18 protein-coding genes, 1 tRNA gene and 1 pseudogene are annotated in these 23,344 nt (G+C 44.1%); 17 read left to right on the forward strand and 3 right to left on the reverse strand.

All coding sequences use genetic code 11. The features are described from left to right. Nucleotide 1: 1 nt before the first annotated feature. Entirely contained in the window at nucleotides 2-316 is a 315-nt protein-coding gene (locus tag QWZ05_RS18975; protein ID WP_290300062.1) for a DUF262 domain-containing protein, read from the forward strand. A 96-nt stretch (nucleotides 317-412) separates the two neighbouring features. Here QWZ05_RS18975 and QWZ05_RS18980 read toward each other — a convergent pair whose 3' ends face one another. Next, the gene (locus QWZ05_RS18980) at nucleotides 413-1,699 is read right to left on the reverse strand and encodes a tyrosine-type recombinase/integrase (RefSeq protein ID WP_290300064.1); all 1,287 of its coding nucleotides are present in this window, start codon (nucleotides 1,697-1,699) and stop codon (nucleotides 413-415) included. Between the two features lie 156 nt (nucleotides 1,700-1,855). On the opposite strand from QWZ05_RS18980, the gene QWZ05_RS18985 reads away from it, so the two are divergent. Then, a tRNA-Arg gene (locus QWZ05_RS18985) sits at nucleotides 1,856-1,932 on the forward strand. Nucleotides 1,933-2,130: 198 nt separating this feature from the next. On the opposite strand, the gene QWZ05_RS18990 is transcribed toward QWZ05_RS18985, so the two are convergent. Beyond that, the gene (locus tag QWZ05_RS18990) at nucleotides 2,131-2,961 is read right to left on the reverse strand and encodes a LysR family transcriptional regulator (RefSeq protein WP_290300066.1); all 831 of its coding nucleotides are present in this window, start codon (nucleotides 2,959-2,961) and stop codon (nucleotides 2,131-2,133) included. A 128-nt stretch (nucleotides 2,962-3,089) separates the two neighbouring features. Between QWZ05_RS18990 and QWZ05_RS18995 the strand changes: the two genes are divergently transcribed. The 15 genes and pseudogenes from QWZ05_RS18995 to QWZ05_RS19065 all read left to right on the forward strand — a co-directional run bounded on the left by QWZ05_RS18995 (nucleotide 3,090) and on the right by QWZ05_RS19065 (nucleotide 21,696). After that, nucleotides 3,090-3,740, forward strand: coding sequence for a glutathione S-transferase family protein (locus QWZ05_RS18995; RefSeq protein ID WP_264877313.1), 651 nt, complete (start codon nucleotides 3,090-3,092; stop codon nucleotides 3,738-3,740). Between the two features lie 200 nt (nucleotides 3,741-3,940). Then, nucleotides 3,941-4,912, forward strand: coding sequence for a linear amide C-N hydrolase (locus QWZ05_RS19000; protein ID WP_264877314.1), 972 nt, complete (start codon nucleotides 3,941-3,943; stop codon nucleotides 4,910-4,912). Nucleotides 4,913-5,182: 270 nt separating this feature from the next. Continuing rightward, on the forward strand, nucleotides 5,183-6,229 hold the full coding sequence (locus QWZ05_RS19005) for a polysaccharide lyase family 7 protein (RefSeq protein ID WP_290300069.1): 1,047 nt from the start codon (nucleotides 5,183-5,185) through the stop codon (nucleotides 6,227-6,229). Between the two features lie 361 nt (nucleotides 6,230-6,590). Continuing rightward, on the forward strand, nucleotides 6,591-7,964 hold the full coding sequence (locus QWZ05_RS19010; RefSeq protein WP_264877316.1) for a CmpA/NrtA family ABC transporter substrate-binding protein: 1,374 nt from the start codon (nucleotides 6,591-6,593) through the stop codon (nucleotides 7,962-7,964). Nucleotides 7,965-8,026: 62 nt separating this feature from the next. Continuing rightward, nucleotides 8,027-8,995, forward strand: a complete 969-nt coding sequence (locus QWZ05_RS19015) for an ABC transporter permease (RefSeq protein WP_264877317.1) — start codon at nucleotides 8,027-8,029, stop codon at nucleotides 8,993-8,995. A gap of 11 nt (nucleotides 8,996-9,006) precedes the next feature. After that, a complete protein-coding gene (locus tag QWZ05_RS19020; RefSeq protein WP_264877318.1) occupies nucleotides 9,007-9,855 on the forward strand; it encodes an ABC transporter ATP-binding protein in 849 nt (282 codons plus the stop codon). Between the two features lie 218 nt (nucleotides 9,856-10,073). After that, the gene (gene gltS / locus QWZ05_RS19025) at nucleotides 10,074-11,288 is read left to right on the forward strand and encodes a sodium/glutamate symporter (protein ID WP_264877319.1); all 1,215 of its coding nucleotides are present in this window, start codon (nucleotides 10,074-10,076) and stop codon (nucleotides 11,286-11,288) included. 88 nt (nucleotides 11,289-11,376) lie between these two features. Next, nucleotides 11,377-12,441: an HlyD family secretion protein gene (locus tag QWZ05_RS19030; RefSeq protein ID WP_290300077.1), complete on the forward strand. Its 1,065-nt coding sequence runs from the start codon at nucleotides 11,377-11,379 to the stop codon at nucleotides 12,439-12,441. Continuing rightward, nucleotides 12,431-13,438: a DUF2955 domain-containing protein gene (locus QWZ05_RS19035; RefSeq protein ID WP_290300079.1), complete on the forward strand. Its 1,008-nt coding sequence runs from the start codon at nucleotides 12,431-12,433 to the stop codon at nucleotides 13,436-13,438. Before QWZ05_RS19030 ends, QWZ05_RS19035 begins: the two co-directional genes overlap by 11 nt. A 139-nt stretch (nucleotides 13,439-13,577) precedes the next feature. Beyond that, nucleotides 13,578-14,677, forward strand: a pseudogene (locus QWZ05_RS19040) (ISAs1 family transposase). A gap of 550 nt (nucleotides 14,678-15,227) precedes the next feature. Next, nucleotides 15,228-15,914, forward strand: a complete 687-nt coding sequence (locus QWZ05_RS19045) for a DNA alkylation repair protein (protein ID WP_264877323.1) — start codon at nucleotides 15,228-15,230, stop codon at nucleotides 15,912-15,914. A 156-nt stretch (nucleotides 15,915-16,070) separates the two neighbouring features. Continuing rightward, entirely contained in the window at nucleotides 16,071-17,234 is a 1,164-nt protein-coding gene (locus tag QWZ05_RS19050) for a glycosyltransferase family 2 protein (RefSeq protein WP_290300080.1), read from the forward strand. Next, a complete protein-coding gene (locus tag QWZ05_RS19055; protein WP_264877325.1) occupies nucleotides 17,231-17,878 on the forward strand; it encodes an START domain-containing protein in 648 nt (215 codons plus the stop codon). Before QWZ05_RS19050 ends, QWZ05_RS19055 begins: the two co-directional genes overlap by 4 nt. Nucleotides 17,879-18,065: 187 nt before the next feature. Further along, nucleotides 18,066-20,489, forward strand: a complete 2,424-nt coding sequence (locus QWZ05_RS19060) for an efflux RND transporter permease subunit (RefSeq protein ID WP_264877326.1) — start codon at nucleotides 18,066-18,068, stop codon at nucleotides 20,487-20,489. A 358-nt stretch (nucleotides 20,490-20,847) separates the two neighbouring features. After that, nucleotides 20,848-21,696 carry a hypothetical protein gene (locus QWZ05_RS19065; protein ID WP_264877327.1) on the forward strand — a complete coding sequence of 283 codons (849 nt, stop codon included), beginning with the start codon at nucleotides 20,848-20,850 and terminating at the stop codon, nucleotides 21,694-21,696. A gap of 72 nt (nucleotides 21,697-21,768) precedes the next feature. On the opposite strand, the gene QWZ05_RS19070 is transcribed toward QWZ05_RS19065, so the two are convergent. Next, a complete protein-coding gene (locus QWZ05_RS19070; RefSeq protein WP_290300082.1) occupies nucleotides 21,769-23,250 on the reverse strand; it encodes a carboxypeptidase M32 in 1,482 nt (493 codons plus the stop codon). Nucleotides 23,251-23,344 lie beyond the last annotated feature (94 nt).

Consider the following 23,344-nt stretch of genomic DNA (forward strand, 5'->3'; position numbering starts at 1 on the left):
TATGGCAGTTGTCTTCAATCAGCCTCAAACTATTGCGCAGTTGCTAGAGCAAAAACTCACCATTCCTGAGTATCAGCGCCCGTACAAATGGCAACCCAAGCACGTTAATCAACTGATTGATGACATCTTTAACCACCGCACTAAGCCTTGCTATCGGCTTGGTACGGTGGTACTGCATAAAGACAAAGATTCAAAAACCAACGAAGGAAAGGGCGCACTCAACATAGTCGATGGTCAGCAACGCCTGCTTACCCCTAACGCTACTTTACACCATTCTGGATGGAGAAGAGAAAACCATCTCATCAACTCTTCTTGAGCACAGATTTGAAGCCTCGGTCAGTATCATGGTGACCCTTTGCAGGGTCACAGATTCAAGGTATGGAAGTACAGTTGCACAGACAGACTTACTGTTTTACTTCATCTGGTGCATCAACTTGTTTATGTGTTTGTTGAGTGCTCGTTCCCAAATTTCTAACCCTTCGCGCTTTTCATCCAAGTACTCGTACATGTCATAGTGTTTGCCAGATACATCGCTGATTGCATGGCCTTGAATTCTGTCCCGATACTCTTTGGAGATTTTCGCTTGTCCACCAAGTGTTTTTACAGTTCTACGAAAGTCTCTAGCTACAAAAGGGCGAACCTTTGTAGCTTTTTTGTAGGTTAAAATTGCTTGGGCAATGGTGTTTGTAGGCATGTGCTCTTGAACATTGGTCTTCTTAAAAAAAACGAATGGGCTTTCACAGCTTGATTGCTCTTTAACATCTTTTAATATTTTGATGGCTGAATCAGTTAGGGGGACAATGTGAGGCTTTTTGGTTTTCTCAAACTCCTCTCGAATAAGGACTGTTTTTTGCTCGAAGTCAACTTCCGACCATTTTATCGTGACTACTTCATGAGGTCGTTGACCACCAAGGTAAAAACATAGTCTTAGTACTTGGCGAGTTTGATATGCGAAATTTAAATCGCTATACCTGTACTCCATGTCAAAAAGAAGCTGAGATACCTCCTCCCATGTCATGTAGTGTGTTCCTGCTCGTTCTGCTTGAGTTTGTTTCGGAATATCAGATATTGGGTTACCAATAACACCAAACTTGATGTCTCGGTTTTGATATTTAGGGTCATTATCGTTACGTAACGCAAAGTTAAACGCGGCATGAAGGATTGAGCGCAGCTTATTGCTTTTAGGTTCGAAGCCTTCTTCGATGGGTATGGCTAAAGGTTGGATAAAGTCCTCAGCTTTGAAATCTTTTGCTTTTTTATGTATGTCTATATAAGGGTAGACGTTATCAACTATTTTCTTTAGCTCGTTTTCATAACCTCGATTACCATTACTTTTTTTGTCTTCGGTAAACATGAGCATTAATTGTTCAAATGTTCCAGCTTTTTTAGCGTCAAGCGCTTCTTGTTTCTTGGTATCGGTGCGTTGTTTAAGCTCCTCTTTAGGATCAAGTCCCTGAGACAACATTCCGCTGTACTCTTTCGTAAGATCACGAGCCTGAGAAAGCGTCATACCAGGCAGTTTACCTAGAGCGATAAAGACAGGTTTTGTGTTTTTAAAATACCTAAACTTAAAGCTCTTTGAACCAGATGGACTGACTTGAACTGCTAGTCTACCTTTCCCTCGCTCGCCCGACTTGTCCCATCGATAATAAGGAGTGCTTTTGGGTTTGAAGGATTTAATCTCTTTTGCTGTGAGCATGTCGTTACCTATATCCGTTACTTGACTAACATTAAATTTAGTCAAGTAACTAGTCAAGTAAGGAAGTGGTTTTGTGTAGTTATATGTAATGGTAAGTGATATTCCCCAGCTTCGGTTGGATATTATTACACTGATTTTAAAGGTTTTTTTATGTGTGCGTGATTGTATGTAATCATGTAACTACATCACTTCTAAGGATGTGGTCGTAGGTTCGAATCCTACAGGGCGTGCCATATTCTATAAGGCCTGACAACTTTTTAAGTTGTCGGGCCTTTGTCGTTTTATGAGCCAGAGGTCGAGTTATTGGTTCACTTAAAATTGGCTAAACCTAAACATAGTCATTTGACGTTTTAGTTAGTTACAAAATGCTAATGTCGTCACCCGCCTAGAAGATTTCGATATTTATTTAGCAGACTAACTTTGTATCTTCACTATCTAAGTGCCTTTTGCAACTGAATCAAACACTCTTTATCCAATATTGGATGAGAATCCACGCTGGTAATCAAAGCAATATCGACGTTGGGAAGTGGTGGCATACCATCAAGTATTTTCAAATCAGGTGAAACACTGAGTCTACCCATTGCTCCGATGGCAATGCCTGATCGTACGATAGCGCGCTGCGCTGACGCGGTGTTGCAGCAGGTCATCAGTTGATAATTGATGCCTTGTTTAGTTAAGCCATCAATGGCGGCTGCATGGTATTTGCAATCAGTTTGGAACAGCGCCAAGGGGAGTGCCTGACAATTGGTTAAATCAAAGCTGGGGTGACTAATCCATACACCGCTATCACTTGTTAGCCAATGTCCTTCTTCACTTTCTGGTGAGCGAGTGACGATAGCGGCGTCTAACTCTCCACGATCCAGTTTGTCTCTCAGTGAAACACTAGGGTCGCTAAATACATGAATTGACCAAGTCGGTTCAGCTTGTTGTAATACCTTAATTATTTGAGGCAAGATGCTGTCATTGTAGTCTTCTGGGCAGCCCAAGCGCAGAGGGCGCTTGTTTTCATAGCGTTTGACTTGTTTTATAGCTTGGTTATGCAAACTCACAAGCTGCTCAGCGTGGGTTCGCAATGCGAGTCCTGCTTCACTCAAGACAAGATTACGTCCTTCTTTTTCAAACAAGCTGACATTAAGCTCCTCTTCCAATTTGCGCATCTGGGCGCTAAAAGCAGATTGAGTGCGGTGAATCTGTTTTGCTGCGCGAGTAAAGCTCCCTGTTTCGACAAAAGCAAGAAAACTGCGTAGCGCGTCGATATCCATCCTAAACTGTCATCCATCGATTATTTTGAAGTGTTCTATTTAAACTATCCGTTAGTGCTTGATAAAACAATTGGATATTGTGGTTTCTGACAAAAGACACTCACTCAACACACATCATGGAGGCATTGATGCAGCTATATATTGGTAACCAAAACTACTCAACCTGGTCACTTCGAGCATGGCTAATTTTCTCTGAATTCAACTTGGATGTAGAAATCATCAAGTTAAGACTATTCAGTGAAGAGTTTTACACAAAACTTGAGCCCATTAATCCTGCAGCAAAAGTACCAACGTTAGTCGACCAAGGCACGGCAGTATGGGATTCACTAGCGATTTTAGAGTACATCAATGAACAGTACCTAGATGGACTAGCATGGCCTAAAGATGCGATTGAACGAGCTAAAGCCAGATCGATTGCAGCAGAAATGCACTCAGGCTTCAATGATCTCAGAAATGAACTACCAATGAATATTCGTGCTATCAGACGGGTAGCACTTAGCGAAGGGGCTAGAAATGACATTGCTCGGATTGAACAAATCTGGGCTGAGCAAAGTGAACAGCATTGGGGAGAATGGTTGTTTGGAGAGTGGTCAATTGCCGATGCGATGTTTGCGCCCGTAGCTTTACGCTTTCAAACTTATGGTATTGAGTTGTCTGCGGCAGCAACAGCCTATCAGCAAAAGGTGCTGGCAAGTGCTTCGATGCAACGTTGGATACAAGAAGCGAGTTTAGAAACAGAGGTTGTTATTGAAGATGAGGCAGGAGAGCCATTGGAGTAGGTGTCTATTTAGGTTATTCGGCAATATAGTCTCATTGGTGATGTTAGCTATACGCGGTCTAGCCCCACAATTGACAAAGCGTAGTGAGAGTTCCATCCGTCATATGTGATTGGTTTGAAGGGTTATGAAAAGTTAAAGTGAGTCCAAGTTGAGCCGTTGCTCAGTCAATACACAATTAACTTTCTCACTTGGAGCCAACTATGTGTACTCGTATTATCTATCAAACTCAATCTGAAAAATTTATTACTGGTCGCGGTATGGACTGGAACGATCCGACGTCTAAGTTCGCTGTCATTGCTATGCCTCGTGGTTATAAGCAAAGTGGAGGGAACTACCCGAATGCCCTTACTTGGACCTCAAAATATGGTTCAGTCTTTACGTCAATGTATGATGCAGCGTCATCTGATGGCATGAATGAGGCAGGCTTGGTTGCAAACGCTCTTTATTTTGCAGAAGCGGATTACGGCGACTACACAAAATCAGACAAGCCTGTTATCTCAGTTGGTGCGTGGGCACAATATTTCTTAGATAACTTTGCCACCGTTGCTGAAGCCGTTGAAGCAATGCGTGAGCCTGCGTTTATCATTTGTGCTCCATTACTTGCCAATGGCAGACCGGCTACTGCACATATTTCTTTGTCTGATGAAAGCGGAGATTCAGCAATTCTAGAGTACATTGATGGTGAACTGACGATCCACCATAGCAATGAATATACAGTGATGACCAACTCTCCAACGTTTGATGAGCAATTGGCTATCAATAAGTACTGGAAGCTTGTAGGAGGCAATCGCATGCTACCAGGTACTATCAATGCAGCGGATCGCTTTGTTCGTGTCGACTATTTACTTGAGAGTACGCCGAAGTTTGAAGATGGCAAGATGGCGACTGCAGCGGCGATGTCTATCATGCGCTCAATCGGTGTACCTCTAGGTATGGAAGATCCAGATCATCCAAATATCTCAGCGACTCTATGGCGTTCGCTTGGTGATCATAGTAACAAAACGTACTACCTAGAGTCTTCACGCCAGCCTGCGCTTTTCTGGGTAGATCTAAACAAACTGGATCTTAGTGAAGGTGCTTCGATTAAAGGTATTGTTGTTGATGGTCCAGAAAATCAGTTTGGTGATGTGACTAATCAACTTACCCCAATGGATACGATCACTTGGATGTAATTAAAAGCCGACGTAGTTAAATATTGGTCGCTTTATTCTTAAGGTCTAGCTTTTGCTAGACCTTTTGTGATTGTAAGAGGGGGATGAAGAATGCAATAGGATGCTGAATAAGTCTCTGTGCAAGTATTTCTCCTCACAATTGATGTTAACTCGATCAAACATTCTGAATATCGAATGTGATCAGGTTAATAGAACTTCATCTTGTTACTTTTTGTTTCTAACTGCATCAATATCATACTGTATTACAATAACACAGAAGGAAATTGAACGATGAACAAGAAGCAGGTACTTACCAGTGCAATCCTACTCTCCCTAGCTTCTGGGGCGTTTGCCGCCGTCGCGAACAATGGTGTGTCTTATCCCGTTCCAGCGGATAACTTTGATATGCGTAATTGGAAAATCACGATTCCATCAGACATAAATCAAGACGGACGAGTGGATGAGATTGAAGGGGTAGCGATGATGAGTTACTCACATGAAGATTTCTTCTTCCTTAACGAAGATGGTCATCTTGTTTTTGAGGTTCACAATAAAGCGATCACAACCAAAAACTCAAAGAATGCTCGTTCGGAACTGCGTCAAATGGCACGTGGTGCTGATTTCTCGATTGGTACGCATGATCATTTGAATAACTGGGCACTATCAAGCCACTCTCAAGCAGAGGAGTTTAGTGCAATTGGAGGTGTGTTAGAGGCGACTTTGAAAGTCGATCACGTCTCAGTGAACGCGAAGTACCCTGAAAAATATCCAGCGCATTCGGTTGTCGTAGGACAAATTCACGCTGAGAAAGACAACGCACAAATTAAAGCAGAAACGGGCTATGGCCACGGCAACGAGCCTATCAAGATCTTCTATAAAAAATTCCCTGGCCACAAAATGGGCTCTGTTTTCTGGAACTATGAGCGTAACCTAGCGAAAAATGACCCTGACCGTATCGATATTGCTTACCCAGTATGGGGTAATACATGGGAAAACCCAGCAGAGCCGGGTGATGCTGGTATCGCGCTAGGTGAAGAGTTCAGTTACCGAATTGAAGTCAAGGGTACGATGATGCTTTTGAAGTTTGACACTGAGCGTCATGATACGGTGACTTACGAAATTGACTTGAGTAAAGGTGTGGATGACAAAGACTATCCATCAGGCTATGCAAAAGATGCGTTTTACTTTAAAGCTGGGGCGTATGGGCAGTGTAGCGCGCAAGACTCTCATCCAGTTTGGGGCCCAGGCTGTGCTGGCACAGGCGACTTCAAAGTGGACAAAGCGAATGGCGACTACAATAGCGTGACATTTTCGGCGCTTAAACTTAACGGTAAATAGTCAAAATCTGAAATAGATATTTCGAACTTTAAAGGCAGAATGGGTACTATCCATTCTGCCTTTTCTAGTTTATGGGCTACCCCATATATTTAATGTGGGTGTTTGAATGCCAATACTACTTTGGGGTTATAACTATTGAAGTGATATTGGTGCGCTACGCACTAATATTATGCATCCTCATGTTGTCAATAGTGCGACGCTTGGTTAAGTGTTTATTATATATAGTTTTTTCAAGTTGGCATGTAACTTGGAACAACGAATCCATAAAAGAAATAAAAGAATGGATATGAATGATAAATAAAATGCACATTCACTATTCAATCGATGGATTAATAAAGTCATGCTCAACAGGAGAAATTGTATGAAATGGATCTCAACAATTAAGTTATCAGCAACATGTGCTGCACTGTGTGGTTCGTTATATTTACCTTCCGCCTTTGCTGAATTAGGCGAGCCGGAACTTGAAGATTTAAAATTTGGGTTTATTAAACTGACTGATATGGCTCCACTGGCTGTCGCTTATGAAAAGGGCTTCTTTGAAGACGAAGGGCTATATGTCACATTAGAGGCGCAAGCTAACTGGAAAGTGCTGTTAGATCGCGTGATTGATGGTGAGCTTGATGGTGCACATATGCTGGCCGGTCAACCGCTTGGAGCGACCGTCGGTATCGGTACAAAAGCGGAGGTAATTACCGCATTCAGTATGGATTTAAACGGCAATGCTATTACTGTTTCAAATAACACCTGGGAGAAAATGGTTCCCCACATTCCAAAACAAGCAGACGGTAAGCCTGTTCACCCAATAAAAGCAGACGCGTTAAAACCGGTTGTTGAAAGTTATTTAGATGATGGTAAGCCATTTAATATGGGAATGGTGTTTCCGGTCTCGACGCATAATTATGAGCTACGTTATTGGCTAGCCGCTGGCGGTATTCACCCGGGTTATTACGCACCGACATCCGGAGATAATAGTGGTCAGCTGAATGCGGATGTATTGTTGAGCGTCACACCGCCACCTCAAATGCCAGCCACAATGGAGGCGGGCACGATTGAAGGCTATTGTGTCGGCGAACCGTGGAACCAACAAGCGGTATTTAAAGGTATCGGTGTTCCTGTCGTCACCGACTACGAAATTTGGAAGAACAACCCAGAGAAAGTATTCGGTGTTTCAAAAGAGTGGGCAGAAAAATACCCCAATACCCACGTTCGTGTAGTAAAAGCATTGATTCGCGCGGCACATTGGCTTGATGAGAATGACAACGCTAATCGCCCAGAAGCGGTGAAGCTATTGGCAAAAAGCGAATACGTTGGCGCAGATTACGAAGTGATCGCGAACTCTATGACAGGCACGTTTGAATATGAAAAAGGGGATAAACGAGATGTCCCTGACTTTAATGTGTTCTTCCGTCACAACGCGACTTACCCATACTACAGTGATGCAATTTGGTATCTCACGCAAATGCGCCGCTGGGGACAATTACCAGAGCAGAAATCAGACGACTGGTATATGGATGTAGCGAAGGAGGTTTATCGTCCAGATATCTATAAACAAGCTGCTGAAGCGCTGGTGGAAGAAGGTATTTTGACGAATAAAGACTTCCCAGACTTTGACAAAGAAGATGGCTTTAGAGCACCACAAACACACTTTATTGATGACATTGTTTATGACGGTCGCAAGCCTAACGCTTATCTAGAGAAGTTTAACATCGGCCTGAAAGGCCAAGACAAAGTATAACGATAAAGCGCCCAGCAAGAGTGCTTGCTGGGCGCGCTACAAGGAAGTAACAGGAGTCACTTATGTCGAGTAATGTTATCGCGTTGATGCCAAGCAGAAAGCTTGTTGCCAACAAAAGCAAAGTTATTCTTTTCCCACTTATCGGTATTTTAGTGTTTTTGATGTTTTGGCATTTGAGTGCCAGACAAGTGGTCACATCGTTAGGTACGCTGCCGGGACCAGTACAAACTTTCCAGCAGTTTACCAATCTTGTTGATGAACATTGGCAGGAGCGAGATAAAGAGCAGAAGTTTATTGAGCGACAAGAAAAACGCAATGCTGAGAAGTTGGCGAAAAACCCAGATGCCAAAGTAAAAATCCGACCTTATACCGGTAAGCCCACCTTCTTTGACCAAATTATCACGAGTCTGTTTACCGTTGCGTGTGGGTTTTTACTCGCGACCGTTATTGCTGTTCCGCTCGGCATCGTCTTGGGGTTGAATAACAGCGTTTACCAAGCGTTTAACCCGATCATTCAACTACTCAAACCTGTATCACCACTGGCATGGTTGCCGATTGTGACTATGGTCGTCAGTGCGACTTATGTCAGCGATGATCCGCTGTTTGCCAAGTCATTTATTAACTCATTATTGACGGTCGCACTTTGTAGTTTGTGGCCAACCCTGATTAACACGGCGGTTGGCGTAACCAGTGTGGATAAAGATTTGGTGAACGTCAGTAAAGTGTTACAACTGTCTTGGTGGCAGCATATACGGACGATTGTTTTGCCTTCCGCAATTCCGATGATCTTTACAGGGCTTAGACTGTCGTTAGGTATCGCATGGATGGTTTTAATTGCCGCAGAAATGCTGGCTCAAAACCCTGGGCTCGGTAAGTTTGTTTGGGATGAATTCCAAAACGGAAGCTCTGCGTCATTAGGTCGAATAATGGTTGCAGTCATCACCATCGGTTTTGTTGGCTTGTTGCTCGATAGAGGGATGCTTCAACTGCAAAAATGGCTGTCTTGGAATAAACAGCAGGCGCTACGTTAAGGAGAAAGACAATGTCTAAACCACTATTAGATTTAACTCAATTAGGAATGAGCTTTCCCACCCCAAACGGTGATTTCGTCGCGCTCAAGAATGTTAATCTGCGTATTCAAGAAGGGGAGTTTATCTCATTGATTGGCCACTCTGGCTGCGGCAAATCAACCGTACTTAACTTGGTGGCAGGCCTTCACTTACCCACCAGTGGCGGTGTAATCGTTGATGGTAGAGAAGTCGCAGGCCCTGGCCCTGACCGAGCGGTAGTGTTTCAAAACCACTCATTGTTACCATGGCTCACGGTCTATCAAAATGTCGAACTGGCCGTGAAGCAGATTGCCAAAGGGCAGAACAAAGCATGGATCAGAGAGCAAGTGAACCACTACTTAGAGCTTATCCAAATGTCCCATGCTGCGGATAAGAAGCCCGATGAGATCTCCGGAGGTATGAAGCAGCGTGTAGGTATTGCTCGCGCTCTCGCGCTGCAGCCAAAGGTGTTATTGATGGATGAGCCATTTGGCGCTCTTGATGCTTTGACTCGTGCGCGTTTACAAGATTCACTGATGGAAATTCAGGCAGAGTTGAACAATACCGTCATTATGATCACACACGATGTCGATGAGGCCGTGTTGCTATCGGATAAAATTGTGATGATGACAAACGGGCCTGCAGCTACGGTCGGAGAGGTGTTGGATATCAACCTGCCTCGACCGCGAAACCGCGTAGCGCTAGCGGACAACCCAGAATATCAGAAGTGTCGTCAAGCGGTCTTGAGGTTCTTGTATGAGAAGCAATCGCATACAGAGCCAAGCACAAAAGACAAAAAAGAGACTCAAGTTGCCTCGATAGCGACTGCCAAGACGGCCTAAAGCCGCCAGAATGTCACAGCCAGAGCTTGTTCGAGAAAGCCACCAATTCAATTTTCAACGAGTTTGGTGGTTTTTTTGTTTTTGGCGCGAAATGACCAAGACAAGTCGGCCTATTTCTAATAATTTGTTGCGCTTTTTAAATATTGCCACGATTAAAAAACAATCAACAAAATTCTAGGCAATACTTATGGTCACGTTTTATAGGAATTGTACGTATTATGACAGAAACACTTGTTCCTCCCTTGCTCTCCTTCACGATAGCCATCTCGTTACTGTTTATTGGCAAGGCCCTCATTGAACGCTCTGACGTGCTAAAGAAGTACTCACTACCAGAGCCAGTAATAGGCGGGTTTGTTTGTGCGGCGACTGTCGCTGCGCTGTATTACATTTTCAATATTCAAATTACTTTTAGTTTAGATGTCCGCGACTTTTTGTTGTTGTATTTTTTTGCTGGTATCGGGCTACAAGCGGATTTTAAGACATTGATCAATGGCGGCAAACCTCTGTTTGTATTGCTTGTGTTAGCGGCAAGCTTCATTGTGATCCAAAACTTAGTCGGCATGGCGGTAGCGAGCGGTTATGGATTAGATGCCAAAGCGGGTTTGCTATCAGGCTCAGTTAGCCTAATAGGTGGCGTAGGGACTACGCTAGCGTGGGCTCCAACGTTTGTTGAAGAGTTCGGGATCAGCAATGCCTTAGAACTCGGAGTCGCTTCTAACACTGTCGGTTTGATTGCCGCTTGTGTCATTGGTGGCCCGATAGCCAACTATCTATTGAAAAAACACAATATCGAGCCATCTAATCAACAAGATGTAGCAGTCGGTGCATACCAAGAGAGTGAAGCTAGAGTAGAGCTTAGTCATTACGGTGTGCTATGGGCATGGCTAGTGCTCAATGTGACATTAATGCTTGGCTACAGTGTCAGTGAAGTGATCGATTCACTGGGCCTGAAACTACCAATGTTTGTCAGCTGCCTTATTTCTGGCATTTTGATCGGTAACATCGGACGCGCACTTTTTACCAAACGCCGAACACAAGAGAAAATTGAGCAAGGTCAGAAAGGCCTAGCGATGATTTCGGACATCTGTCTTGGCATGTTTTTGACTATGGCTTTGATGGGGCTGCGTATTTGGGATCTTGATGGTTTGTTTGGGTATATCTCAGTCATTATGGCGATGCAGATCTTAGTCTCTCTCTTGTTTACCATCTTCGTGGTTTATTACCTAATGGGCAGAAACTATGATTCGGTGGTGGTTTGTTCAGGGTTCGGTGGTATCACACTAGGCTCGACCGCAACGGCTATTGTCAACATGACGGCAGTGACCAACCGATATGGCGCGAGTCCGCAAGCATTTATTGTCGTGCCTCTAGTATGTGGCTTCTTTGTCGATCTTATTAATGCACTTGTGATCAGTTTTTTTGTCGGCCTGTAGGTTTACTACACTGATAACACAGTCTTTATATTGTTCATTAACGCAGTAAAACTCAGAGCACAATAATACTGAGTAAAAGAGAAAGAAAATGTCGAAAGCCGAAAAATCATCACGTAAATTAAGCACCATCATCATCAGTGTCATTATCGTAATCTGGCTCTATAGCTTATGGGCAGATCGCGTAACCCCAATGACTGGAATCGCCCGTGTCCACTCTTACATTGTGCGCGTTGCACCGGAAGTGTCTGGCAATATCACCGCGGTTAACGCAGTGAACAACCAGACAGTAGAGGCCGGTGACACACTTTTTGAAATCGATGATCGTAACTATCAAGTCAGTGTACGTTCGGCAGAAGCCAACCTAGCGATTGCAGGACAAAACATTGGAGCCAGCACGGCAGCAGTCGAAGTTGCACAGGCCAAAGTGACGGATGCGGTCGCAGCGAGAGACAATGCTCGAGACCAAGCCGCGCGTGTTTCAGAGTTAGCTGGCAGAGGTGTCTTAAGCCAATCCGATCTCGATAATGCTATTGAAGCGAAAGACCGCGCCCAAGCCTCATTAAATGCCGCTGAAGCCTCACTGGTTCAAGCTAAGCAAGCTCTAGGCCCACAAGGTGATGAAAACCCGCAGATTCTCGCTGCGTTAGCAACATTAGAGCAAGCACAGCTCAACCTACAAAAGACAAAGGTATTAGCACCTTCTTATGGCGTGGTGACTAACGTGCAGCTTACCGTTGGGCAGCGCGCTACCTCCGGCTCGCCAGTACTGACGTTTATTGACCCTCGCGGAGTTTGGGTGACAGCGCAGCTAAGAGAAAATTCTTTAGAACATATCAAAGTAGGGCAAACCGTTAAGATGGTGCTCGATGCACTGCCAGGGCGTGTATTGACCGGAAAGGTAGAGAGTATCGGCTGGGGAACAGGAGGCAGCAATAGCATCGACCAAGAAACTGGATTTTTAAATGCCGATGGCAACTCATTAAGTGCACAGCGCTACCCAGTCAATATCGTCTTTGACCATGATGATGTGCCTCATAACATTCGTTTTGGTTCACAAGCAACCGTCGCGATAATGACAGAGCAGAGTGAATTAGGCGAGTGGCTAGCCATGCTTTGGATGCGAATCTTAAGTGTGTGGACTTATGTTTCATAGTGCCGCTAACCCAATCATTCGATTGGTTTTCCTACCTATTGCTCTGCTGTTTTATTTACAAAGCAGCGGAGCAATGCTGCCAGTATTATCGCCTATTTTCATTGTAATGTTCATGACTATCATGCCATCGAAACCACCGATGAGCGTGATTCTAAAGGTGATTGCAGCGATGCTGTTTATCAGCTTTGGTATTGTTTTGTTCGGTAGTGTATTAGTCGATTCACCCACAGGTTTTTTGCTCTACTGCTGGCTTTTGTTGTTCTGGGGTTATTCACGTAGTCATCGTGACCCTAAAGACATTATTGCGACCTTAACGCTGGTTGTTGTGGTCGTTATGGTCGTGTTTAGCAAGCAGATGATGCTGCCGATGAGTGGGTTGCCGATCCTCTTATTTGAGAAGTTGGTTGTTGCGATGATCGTCACCTATATTGGTTTCTGGCTATTTCCTGGTGACGATAAAGATATACTGCCAGAACAAGGAATGTCCCAAGCCGATGAAACACAATACGACATTGTTGCCGTGGCGCTAAAAGCAACGGCATTAACGGTGGTTGTGATGGTATTGATCGGCCTTGACGCGACACAAACGATGCTCATTGCGATCACAATCAGCAATATGATCAAGAGTCCAACTCACCGTGACCATAAAACATTTAGCTATAAAAAGTTAATCACTACTGCAGTAGGTGTACTTTTTACATTGCCTGCTATGTTTTTAGTGACGGCGGGTGCACCTGATTTCGTTGTCTTTGGTATCTCACTGTTTTGTGGGTTACAGCTTGCGAGTTTCGCTATTCGTCGCCAACCCAGTTTATCAATTTATCAGCTGTTATTCGTCAATTTTACCTCGTTGACTTATAAGATTATTAGCCATCCAGGTTATGACTCATTCTCTGCACAAGCTATGCGTTTTATTTCCATAGCAATTGCTATCATGATTGGCGCATTAATTTTGGCCTTTGTGCAGAATGAGTCCGTTGGTGCAAGGAAAGAGTAATAATTGAGCAAGTATGGATTGCGTTTGAATAAACTAATTGATAGTCAATTTAGGCTTCTTGATGCTCGCCCCAGGGCGGGATCGCACTTTGTTAAGATATATGATCTAATAGGCTCAAATTCATAAACTGATACCAACCTTGAGTCTTATAGAACACCTTTCTGTTGTCGAAGATACTCGCTCAGATATCAATCAACGACATGATTTAATTGATATTATTTTCCTTGTAATTAGCCCCATCTCTGCTGGCAGTAAGGGCTGGCAAGACATCGAAACATATGGTGAACACAAGCTTGAATGGCTGAGAAAGTATCGACCATTCACTCATGGCATCCCTCGTAGGCACACTATCGCTAGAATATTGCGCTCAGTTGTAGCGGAATCTTTACTTGAAGCGCTCTCATTGTGGATAAATGAGCAAAGAGAAAGCCAGGGCAAGTCAGTAATCGCTTTTGATGGTAAGGTACCTAGCGGCTCTTATCGCTCCGACCCAAAAACCGCACTCCAATTAGTGACTGCCTATGATGCAGAGCGCGGTCTAGTACTTAGTCAAAAACCGACAGAAACGAAAAATGGCGAAATCAATGTTGTACGGCAGATGCTTGATATTATTAACGTTAAGGGCGGCGTCATAACGGTTGATGCCTTGCACTGCCAACGAAAGACATTGGAAAAGATAGCCGAGAAAAAAGCCCATGTGGTTGTTCAGGTTAAGAAGAACCAACCTAAACTACGGGAAGCAGTTATCTCTCAGTTCCAAGCCGTTTTTGACGCCAAAAAGAAAAAGTGGTGACGCAAGTAACGCAGACTCGTCATGGTAGAAAAGAAGAGCGTATAGTGTTCCAACTGAAAGCAACACTGCCAGAGGAGCTTACAGAGAAATGGCCTACGATACGCAGCATTATTGCAGTAGAGCGACATCGTACGGTCAATGGAAAAGGCACTGTAGATACATCGTATTATGTCAGCTCACTTTCACCGAATCACAAATTGCTTGGTCATTATATTCGCCAGCACTGGCGAATTGAGAATAGCCAACATTATGTTTTAGATGTAGTTTTCAAAGAAGATAGTTCAAGAATCTGTCTAGATGGTGCCGTTGAGAATATAGCGTTGTTTAGGCGCTTCGTCATGAATATATTGAAGCAATGTGAATGTGGCGCTGCGAGTCAAAGACAAAAGCTTAAAAAAGCTGGTTGGTGTGACGATTATAGAGCGCAAGTATTCTTTGGCTTATAAAATGAGCAAAGTATGCTCGCGCCCTGGGTTTAGCTGTGGTTGGTGCCCTTCAAGAAAATAACTAAAACAACAGGGCGACAAACAATAACTAGAACATAACATGCATTCTGAAGTACTAGCTTATCAATCTACTTCATATGATTGTTAGTTAATGCACCACAAGCTTTTATAATTTATGACGGTGTCAGTATGCTAAACTGCTGACACCATTACGATTAGATCATAAAGTATTAGTTTAGTGAAATGAGCTAGTCACTTTTTTCTGATTCATTCAGACCACAGTGAGTATGTAAGGGGCCTTGACTGGGCACTTAACTAAACGGCTTTCCAAGACCAAAAGTTATCCTCATTTCCCTAAATCAGATTGATTAATCTAAGACGTTTTTGTCCAGCTCCGAGCTAGCTACCTCGGCTGGCTCGTGTGATCACCGAGCGATTCTGTCGTATCTTAATTACCAGCTAGTCTAACTACCGACCCAATAGTCAGTAACGCTTTACCAATCTAAATTCCTGATCAAAAATACCTCCATCAGCCTGAAGGAACCTCACCATGCACACCTGGAACCAGCAAGTTATTTCTCAGCTTGAGCCTTTGGCAAATGAAGAAAATGCGCGCCATATGAAGGCTTATATGCGTGGTCAATTTGAGTTCTTTGGGATAAAGTCAGGGCCTAGACGCGAAGCGCTAAAGCCGTTGTTTGGTAAAAGTCGTATTCCTTGTATAGAGCAAGTGCCACAAGTGGTTCAAGAGCTTTGGGCTTTGCCTCAAAGGGAATATCAGTTGGTAGCAATTGATCTGCTGATTAAGCAGAAAAAGAGGTTGCCGGAATACTATTTAACTAACCTCGAACAGCTAATTACTACCCACTCTTGGTGGGATACGGTCGATATGCTGGCTACGCACATCGCTTCAGCGTTGTTTATCCAATATCCTGCACAGACGTTTGAGTATATTCAGCGATGGCGAGAATCGGAGAATATTTGGCTAAGGCGCACAGCACTTTTGTATCAGTTAAAGTTCAAAGCTGACACCGATGAAGCGCTACTCTTTAGCCTGATTAAAGAGAACCAACACGATAATGAGTTTTTTATTCAAAAAGCCATCGGGTGGGTCTTGCGGGAGTATTCCAAAACAGCGCCAACAAGCGTTATTAACTTTATAGAAGAGCAGGGCATACAAGGGCTCGCGCGTAGAGAAGCTCTAAAATGGCTGAACAAGTCAGATCTCAGTAAATAAGCTGACTGTTATTACCCCTTACGGGTTAGCGAGTTTAAGTCGAATGAGCACTGACAGTGCATTTATGTAAATGTCTGCAACAAAATCCCTTAATATTTCGATCTTGGTCACACAAAATGTTACTGTATCGGCCTTATTTTGTTTCGAGGCCAACAGATGTTTTTACTCGCCATCTCAGTCATCTGCTTAACGACAGTACTGGTATTTTTAGTCAAGTTAGCAAGACTTGCAGGGCAGCGTTCCCATATTATTGCGCATGAAAATGAACGCACCGATTGGCCTCTGGTATCTGTGATCATTCCCGCGCGTAATGAAGCGGCCAATATTACCAAATCACTCGGTAGCATGCTGGCTCAAGATTATCCTGCTGACAAACTGGAAATCATTGTTGTTGATGATGACTCTGAAGATGAAACTCGTGCTATCGCCGAGCAACTGATTGAAGGCACAGCATTTGATGCTCGCGTTATCTCGGGTCGCCCACTGCCTAAAGGCTGGTTAGGTAAAAGCAATGCCTGTATGTGGGGTTCGATGAATGCTAAGGGTGAGTATCTATTCTTTGTTGATGCTGACACCGAATCTGAACCTGCTCTGATAAAGAGCATCATAGATTTCAGTCAGCAACGCGATATCGAATTGCTCTCATTTAACCCGCAACAAGAAATGCTATCGTTCAGTGAGAAATCGCTGCTACCGGGCGTGTTCCTTTCAACGGCTAACTCGATGGATTTCGTTGCCTCGAATACCGAAGGTAAAGATGAAGCGATCGCAAATGGTCAAGCCATGTTGTTTTTAGCTTCTGCATACCACGCTGAAAATGGTCACGATTTAGTGAAAGCTGACATCTCGGAAGATCTCGCGTTTGCTGAAAAATTTAAGCGCCGTGGACACCGAATTTATTGGGCATTTGCCGATTCATTAATGCGAACGCGCATGTACACCAATGCACAAGAAGTGTGGGATGGCTTTTCTAAAAACATGCATAGAATTGTCAAAGCCCCAACGTTTATTCAAGCGTCATGGTATTGGTTTAAGTGTCAGTGGATCGCATGGTTAGCGCCAGTGTTGTTGGTGGTATCGACACTTAATTATCTACAAACACCTTCAGATTTAGCGTTATGGACACTAGGTGTTAATACAGTAACTATCGTTGCGCTTATTGCGACCTTTATTGGTTTAGTTCGTGAGCTTTTTGTGCCTATCCACTACGCAATTTTTGTTCCTGTTGGTATTAGCTTAAATGGCTTCCTGACATTAAACGCACTGCGATTACACAAGCTTAATCGTGTGACTTGGAAAAATAGGAGTATCTCTCAATGAGATCTAAATTAATTGTCGCCTTGTTCATGTTCTGCTCACTAGGTGCTAGTGCGATGCAGAATAACTGGCATGAGGTCAAAGATAAGAAAGGCGTTAAAGTCTATAACCAAAGCATTGAAGGCAGTAGCTTTAAAGCATTTCGTGCTGAGATGACAGTAGATGCCAACCTTACCACTCTCATTGCTGCATTTAATGATGTAGAAGCGGGCACGAGCTGGGTAGAAAACGTTGATGAAATGCGTTTGGTTAAGACAACGACGGTTGCTGATACGGTGACTTACACGCTATCAAAAGCACCTTGGCCTGTATCAGATCGTGACGCGGTGGTGCATAACATCACTACACAAGATCCTGAAACACTGGTTGTTACCATTGACCAAGCCGCCGTGCCTGATTTCGTTCCAAGAGTGAAGGGAAACGTGCGTATCGAGCAACTTAATAGTACTTGGACGTTTACACCTGTTAGCGAGACAGAAACCTATGTAACCTATCAAGTGTTTACTGAACCTGGTGGCAAGCTACCAGCATGGTTAGTTAACACTGTCGCGGTCTCTCAACCCTACAAAACCTTTCTAGGTTTGCGTGACATGGCTGCAAAGAGTGAGTATCAAACTCAAGCTGTGGAACATATTCAAAACTACTGATACCGCATCAACGGTTTGCGCATGGAAGCGCAAAGTTATTCTTCTAGTTTTCTTACTATTCCTGTCTACTTACTGTTCTATCAGTACTTCGTTACATAAAACCCACGCCTTTTGTTGATCAATTCTATGCAATTTGTATGAGTTAACGGCTATGATAAACCACCGTTTTTCTTCATCCGCTTCTTGCATGAACAGACTATTTTCTCTTTTACAGCGCCACCCTTATGTCATTGCTATTTTCCTTGCCATTATTACCGCTTACAGCGCTTGGTATGGTCAGCGAAATTTTGAGGTCAATGCCGACTTATCGTCGCTCGTTAAGCAAGAGGGTGAGTGGGTAGATAATCTCACACAGATAAACGAGACGTTTCCTAATACAGGAAATGTGCTTGTACTTATCAGCAGTGAAACAAGTGACGAATCCGTTGCTGCAAGTCAATATGCGATGGAACTTGAACAGGCATTTAGACAAGAGCCGATATTTACCGATGTGTTTGCGCCAAGCAGTCTGCCTTGGTTCGATGAATATGCGCTGGGCTTTGTCTCACAGGATGATTTTGCACGTCTGTTGAGTCAATTTGAGCATCAACTGGCCCCCGCTATTTTGGCTGCGCGGATGCAGAGCGTTGAGCAGTATTTTGCCTTGCTGGCTGACCGAGCTGAGCACACTGAGCAGCCACTAGAGCCGATTTTGCAAGCAAGTCAACAGCAAGAGGTGGATTGGCAACAGCTGTTAAAGCAAGTGGTGTCACCGCCTCAACATTACGTTGTCACGTTAACTGCTGAGCCAGACAACTCACAGAAAAACCCAAATCAGCAAGTCATTAGTAAACTTGAGCGAATTTTATCCCGCATAGAACGACCTGATGGTGTGACGGTAGAGTTCACAGGGCAGACACCGCTTGATTATGACGAAATTAAAGATGCCAATGACAGTATTGCACTAGCAGGTACAGCGTCTTTGATCGGCCTTCTCCTCATCCTCACTATTGGCATACGTTCACTGCGCGTGATTGTTGCTTGTTATGTGACAGTTCTCATTGGTTTGACCTGGACATTTGCAGCAGGGCTCGCCGTTGTAGGGCATTACAGTACCATCTCGATCGTATTTATGGTGATGTTCATCGGCCTAGCGGTCGATTTCGCTATCCACCTCTGCCTTCATATCCAAGAGTTACGCGCTGGAGGTGAGGATAATCAACAAAGCCTTAAGCATGCGTTAACGCACTCGTTTCGTCCATTAGGCTTGTGTGCATTGTCTTCGGCCATTGGATTTATGAGCTTTTATCCGACCGCTTATACAGGCCTCGGTGAGTTAGGTGTCATCTCGGCGATGGGGATGGTGCTTGGCTTAGTAGCCACCTTTACCGTCATCCCTCTGTTTTTTGAATTGTTTGGTTATCCAACGGTGCGTCATTCGGCACAACATGGCTTTGGCAAACGTTATGCCACTTTCATTTACCGTTGGCAAAAGCACATTGTTGCGACAGCTCTGGGGCTTTTTGTGGTGATGGGGATAGGCGCGAGTCAGTTCAAATTTGATTTTTCAACACTTGTACTGAAAAATCCCCAATCGGAATCAGTGCTGTCACTCAACCGACTGCAAGAGTTAGGTCTGGGCTCAAGCTATCAGCTCTACGCTGTTGCTGATGATGAAGAGCAGGCACAAGCATGGCAACATGAACTGCGTGAGTTGGACATGGTGAGTAGTGTGACGATAGCCAATGATTTCTTGCCGCACCAATGGGTGACTCGCCAAAATGCGGTGGTGGATACCATCTCGTCCGTTACTCCGGCAGCACCAATGGCTTATCAGCAGTTTAAGGCACTGGCACAAGAACAAAACTGGCCACAAGCAGAGCAACTTCCTGAGACATTTGAGCCCCAAAATAGCGCTTATCTATTCTCTGGTACACAGATGTTTGCTGAGTCTTTAAGCCCACAGCCCGCACCAGAGATCAGCGACATACCAAGTGAGTTATTGAATCGATATGTCAGTGACGATAAGCGTTATCTTGTTACGATTGTACCGCAAGGTGATATGACCAACGTTGATAGTGTTCAACGTTTTATTCGCGAGGTTCAGGCGATTACGCCTAATGCTACTGGCCGTGCGGTTGCCGAGCAACAAGTCGGTAAAATCATCGTGAATGCTTTCCAGACGGCGATCATTATTGCAGTAGTGGCGATTACGCTTCTACTCACAACGACAATTCGTAGTGCCAAAGACATTGCACTGATCTTTGTGCCATTAACGCTCGCTTCATTGACCACTCTTGGCATGATGCATTGGTTCAATCTATCCATGAATATGGCGAATATTATCGTGATTCCGCTTATCTTTGGTCTTGGCGTAGACAATGGTATCCATATCGTGAACCGATTTAGAGCCGTTGGGGATATCCACTCATTCTTCGCGACATCCACCCCGAAAGCGACAGTCGTGAGCTGTCTATCAACCCTAATGACATTCGGCGCACTGATTTTAGCGCAGCACCAAGGCATGCATTCAATTGGTTTGGTGCTGACCATCGCGTTGAGCAGCATTTTGGTTTATAGCTTGGTGTTATTGCCGGTTAGCCTTCAGTTGACTATTAGTAAGAAGTCTTAGGGCGATTAGCCTTAGGTAAGGCATAGGAAAGCGGTTGCAAATTCAATAATGAGCCGCGTTTGATTGACGTAATATAACGTTGGTCTAACGCGGCTTTTGTCGTTTGCTCACTCTGTAAAGTACGTTCATTTTTAGCAAAAATTGATAACTTGATCACAACCTATAGCTGGTGGTAGGATGCGCTCCCTAAATTAGTACAACTATATAACTAACCGAACATTAATGATTAACTAGACTCTTCATTTAGGGTCATTAAGCATTATGAAAACAAGACAATTTTGGTGTTACAGCATTTAGTAGCACTACTGGACATATAACTATCGCTTTGTCGTTGTTTTCCAATCTCTGGAAAAATGAAATGAAACAACTTTTTTGGCTTACCCTAGTGGCGGTAAGCGCACCTTTTGCGAATGCACAAGATTCAATGTTCCCCATATGGGGAGAAGAAGCAGAGGCTCGTGGTTATACATTGCCAAAACCTTGGGGCCTTTCTTTATCCTACATGGATATGAATAATCCAATTACCGTAAATAATATTGGTCTGAGTGGAACACCTCTTTTGGAGTCTGTCGATATTGATGCGACTAAAGCACAGTTCAAAGGGTCCAACATAACACTTCGTGGAGATTTATGGCTATTTCCATTCTTGAATGTTTATGGAATTTTAGGACAAACTAGAGGTGAAAGTACCGCACTAATTGAGTCGGTTACATACAATGGTGGATGGCCATGTCACAATGGGTGCACGATAGATGACCTAAATATACCATTCACTTTAGATATGGATGGAACGACCTATGGTGCCGGTACAACAATCGCAGGCGGTGTGGGCAATTGGTTTGCACTTGTTGACATGAACTATACCCTAACAAATATTGATGCTATTGATGGTGAGATTAAGACATTTGTTGCTGCACCTAGAGTCGGTCATCGTTGGCAATATGATGGTGGCAAAGAGCTTAGAGTTTGGGTGGGAGCTATGTACCAAGATGTTCAACAATATTTGTCTGGAAACATAGGAGATATCATTCCACAGTTGGCTGATATACTTGAAGATGGGCGCTTCGAAGTCCAACAAAGCGCAGACGACAAATGGAACGGCACCGCAGGCTTCCAATACGCCTTCAATCGCGATTGGGATATCTTGTTTGAAGCAGGCTTCGGCTCACGTGAAACCCTGTTCGTTGCTCTAGGCAGACGCTTCTAAGTGTAATAAGAGTTTCAATTAATACGGGCTGGCAAAGTGCTAGCCCGTTTTCATTTCTATCGAATGAAATGATTAAAGGTAACGACTTCTCAAGTGCGCTTTAAAGAATTCAGCATTCAATGTCTCACCCGTAGCAGATTTAACCAACTCATCCGTCGTCAATAAGCTACCCTTACTCCAGATATTTTCAGATAGCCAAGCAAAGATAGGCGATAGATCACCGCTTATAATCGCAGCATCTACATCAACCGTTTTCTTCATCGCTGCCATAAATTGAGCCGCATACATAGCTCCGAGCGTGTAGCTAGGGAAGTAACCAAATGCACCATCTGTCCAGTGAATATCCTGCATACACCCATTAGTGAAGTTACCTTGCGTAGATAAGCCAAGATACTCCTGCATCTTGCTATCCCAGAGCTCAGGTACATCAGTGTGTTTAATGTCACCGTTGATTAAGTCACGCTCAATCTCGTAGCGCAAAATGACGTGCGCAGGGTAGGTCAATTCATCGGCATCGACACGAATGAAGTCTTTCTTCACACGAGTGTAGAGTTTTTGGAAGTTATCAAATGCGAACAACTCTGGGTTATGCCCCTTGAAGGTGCTGCCGGCCATAGCGGATAGGTGTTTGATGAAGGCATCACTTCGGCCTACCTGCATTTCAAAAAATAGAGACTGTGATTCATGGATACCCATTGAGCGCGCTTCACCTGCAGGAAGTCCGGCTAAGGTTTTTGGCAGGCCTTGTTCATAGCGTGCGTGACCCGTTTCATGAACAATGCCCATAAGCGACTGAACGAATTCATTTTCATCATAGCGCGTGGTAATCCTGACATCACTTGGCACGCCGCCGCAGAATGGGTGAACACTTTCATCGAGTCGGCCGTGGTTGAAATCAAACTTGAGTAGCTTCATCACCTCAAGGCCTAGTGCCTTTTGATGAGCCGTATCAAACTGACCACTTGGCTCGATAAAGGATTCACTGCTTTGCTTATCGATAACTTGATCAATCAATTCAGGTAACCAAGTTTTTACGTTATCAAACAGTTGATTGAGGGATTCGGTTTTTGTGCCGGGCTCATAGATGTCTAACATGGCATCGTAGGGGGATAAGCCTGTGGCATCTGCGCGGATTTGCGCTTCTTCTTGAGAAAGTTTGACCACTTCTGCCCAGTTCTTTTCAAAACCTTGCCAATCGTTCTCTTTACGTTGAGTGCGCCATGCGTGCTCACACTTCGAGCCGGCTAATGATTTCGCTTGGACAAGTTTTTCAGGTAATAGGTTGCTTTGCTGCCACTGACGTTTTAGCTCTCGAAGTACGGCAGGGTTGTCACCTTGCAATGACTCTTGATCTGCTTGGGCGAACCAATCACTTAATTGTGGCTGCGTCATCAATTTGTGAATATGTACGGAAAGCTCCGCCATGGCGTTTGAGCGGGCTTCATTGCCGCCTGCAGGCATCATAGAGGCTGCATCCCAGCCACAGATCGCGGAAAGGTGATTGAAATTAGAAATGGTTTGAAAATGTGCTTTGAGGTTTTCGAATGCACTCACTGTGGATCCTCCATGACCGATGTCGTTCTAGAGAGTTGTAATAAGTTTGTCATTCTAACAGGGTCTTTTTTACTACCCAAGTCAGTGACATCTG

Origin of the sequence: Vibrio agarivorans, from assembly GCF_030409635.1 — a bacterium.
In the GTDB taxonomy this organism is placed as follows: domain Bacteria; phylum Pseudomonadota; class Gammaproteobacteria; order Enterobacterales; family Vibrionaceae; genus Vibrio; species Vibrio agarivorans.

Coding starts and splice junctions, on each gene's coding strand:
- QWZ05_RS18995 (WP_264877313.1), top strand. CDS start 3,090: ATGCAGCTATATATTGGTAACCAAAACTACTCAACCTGGTCACTTCGA.
- QWZ05_RS19045 (WP_264877323.1), top strand. CDS start 15,228: ATGCACACCTGGAACCAGCAAGTTATTTCTCAGCTTGAGCCTTTGGCA.
- QWZ05_RS18980 (WP_290300064.1), bottom strand. CDS start 1,699: ATGCTCACAGCAAAAGAGATTAAATCCTTCAAACCCAAAAGCACTCCT.
- QWZ05_RS19030 (WP_290300077.1), top strand. CDS start 11,377: ATGTCGAAAGCCGAAAAATCATCACGTAAATTAAGCACCATCATCATC.
- QWZ05_RS19000 (WP_264877314.1), top strand. CDS start 3,941: ATGTGTACTCGTATTATCTATCAAACTCAATCTGAAAAATTTATTACT.
- QWZ05_RS18990 (WP_290300066.1), bottom strand. CDS start 2,961: ATGGATATCGACGCGCTACGCAGTTTTCTTGCTTTTGTCGAAACAGGG.
- QWZ05_RS19065 (WP_264877327.1), top strand. CDS start 20,848: ATGAAACAACTTTTTTGGCTTACCCTAGTGGCGGTAAGCGCACCTTTT.
- QWZ05_RS19010 (WP_264877316.1), top strand. CDS start 6,591: ATGAAATGGATCTCAACAATTAAGTTATCAGCAACATGTGCTGCACTG.
- QWZ05_RS19035 (WP_290300079.1), top strand. CDS start 12,431: ATGTTTCATAGTGCCGCTAACCCAATCATTCGATTGGTTTTCCTACCT.
- gltS (WP_264877319.1), top strand. CDS start 10,074: ATGACAGAAACACTTGTTCCTCCCTTGCTCTCCTTCACGATAGCCATC.
- QWZ05_RS19055 (WP_264877325.1), top strand. CDS start 17,231: ATGAGATCTAAATTAATTGTCGCCTTGTTCATGTTCTGCTCACTAGGT.
- QWZ05_RS19050 (WP_290300080.1), top strand. CDS start 16,071: ATGTTTTTACTCGCCATCTCAGTCATCTGCTTAACGACAGTACTGGTA.
- QWZ05_RS19060 (WP_264877326.1), top strand. CDS start 18,066: ATGAACAGACTATTTTCTCTTTTACAGCGCCACCCTTATGTCATTGCT.
- QWZ05_RS19005 (WP_290300069.1), top strand. CDS start 5,183: ATGAACAAGAAGCAGGTACTTACCAGTGCAATCCTACTCTCCCTAGCT.
- QWZ05_RS19020 (WP_264877318.1), top strand. CDS start 9,007: ATGTCTAAACCACTATTAGATTTAACTCAATTAGGAATGAGCTTTCCC.
- QWZ05_RS18975 (WP_290300062.1), top strand. CDS start 2: ATGGCAGTTGTCTTCAATCAGCCTCAAACTATTGCGCAGTTGCTAGAG.
- QWZ05_RS19015 (WP_264877317.1), top strand. CDS start 8,027: ATGTCGAGTAATGTTATCGCGTTGATGCCAAGCAGAAAGCTTGTTGCC.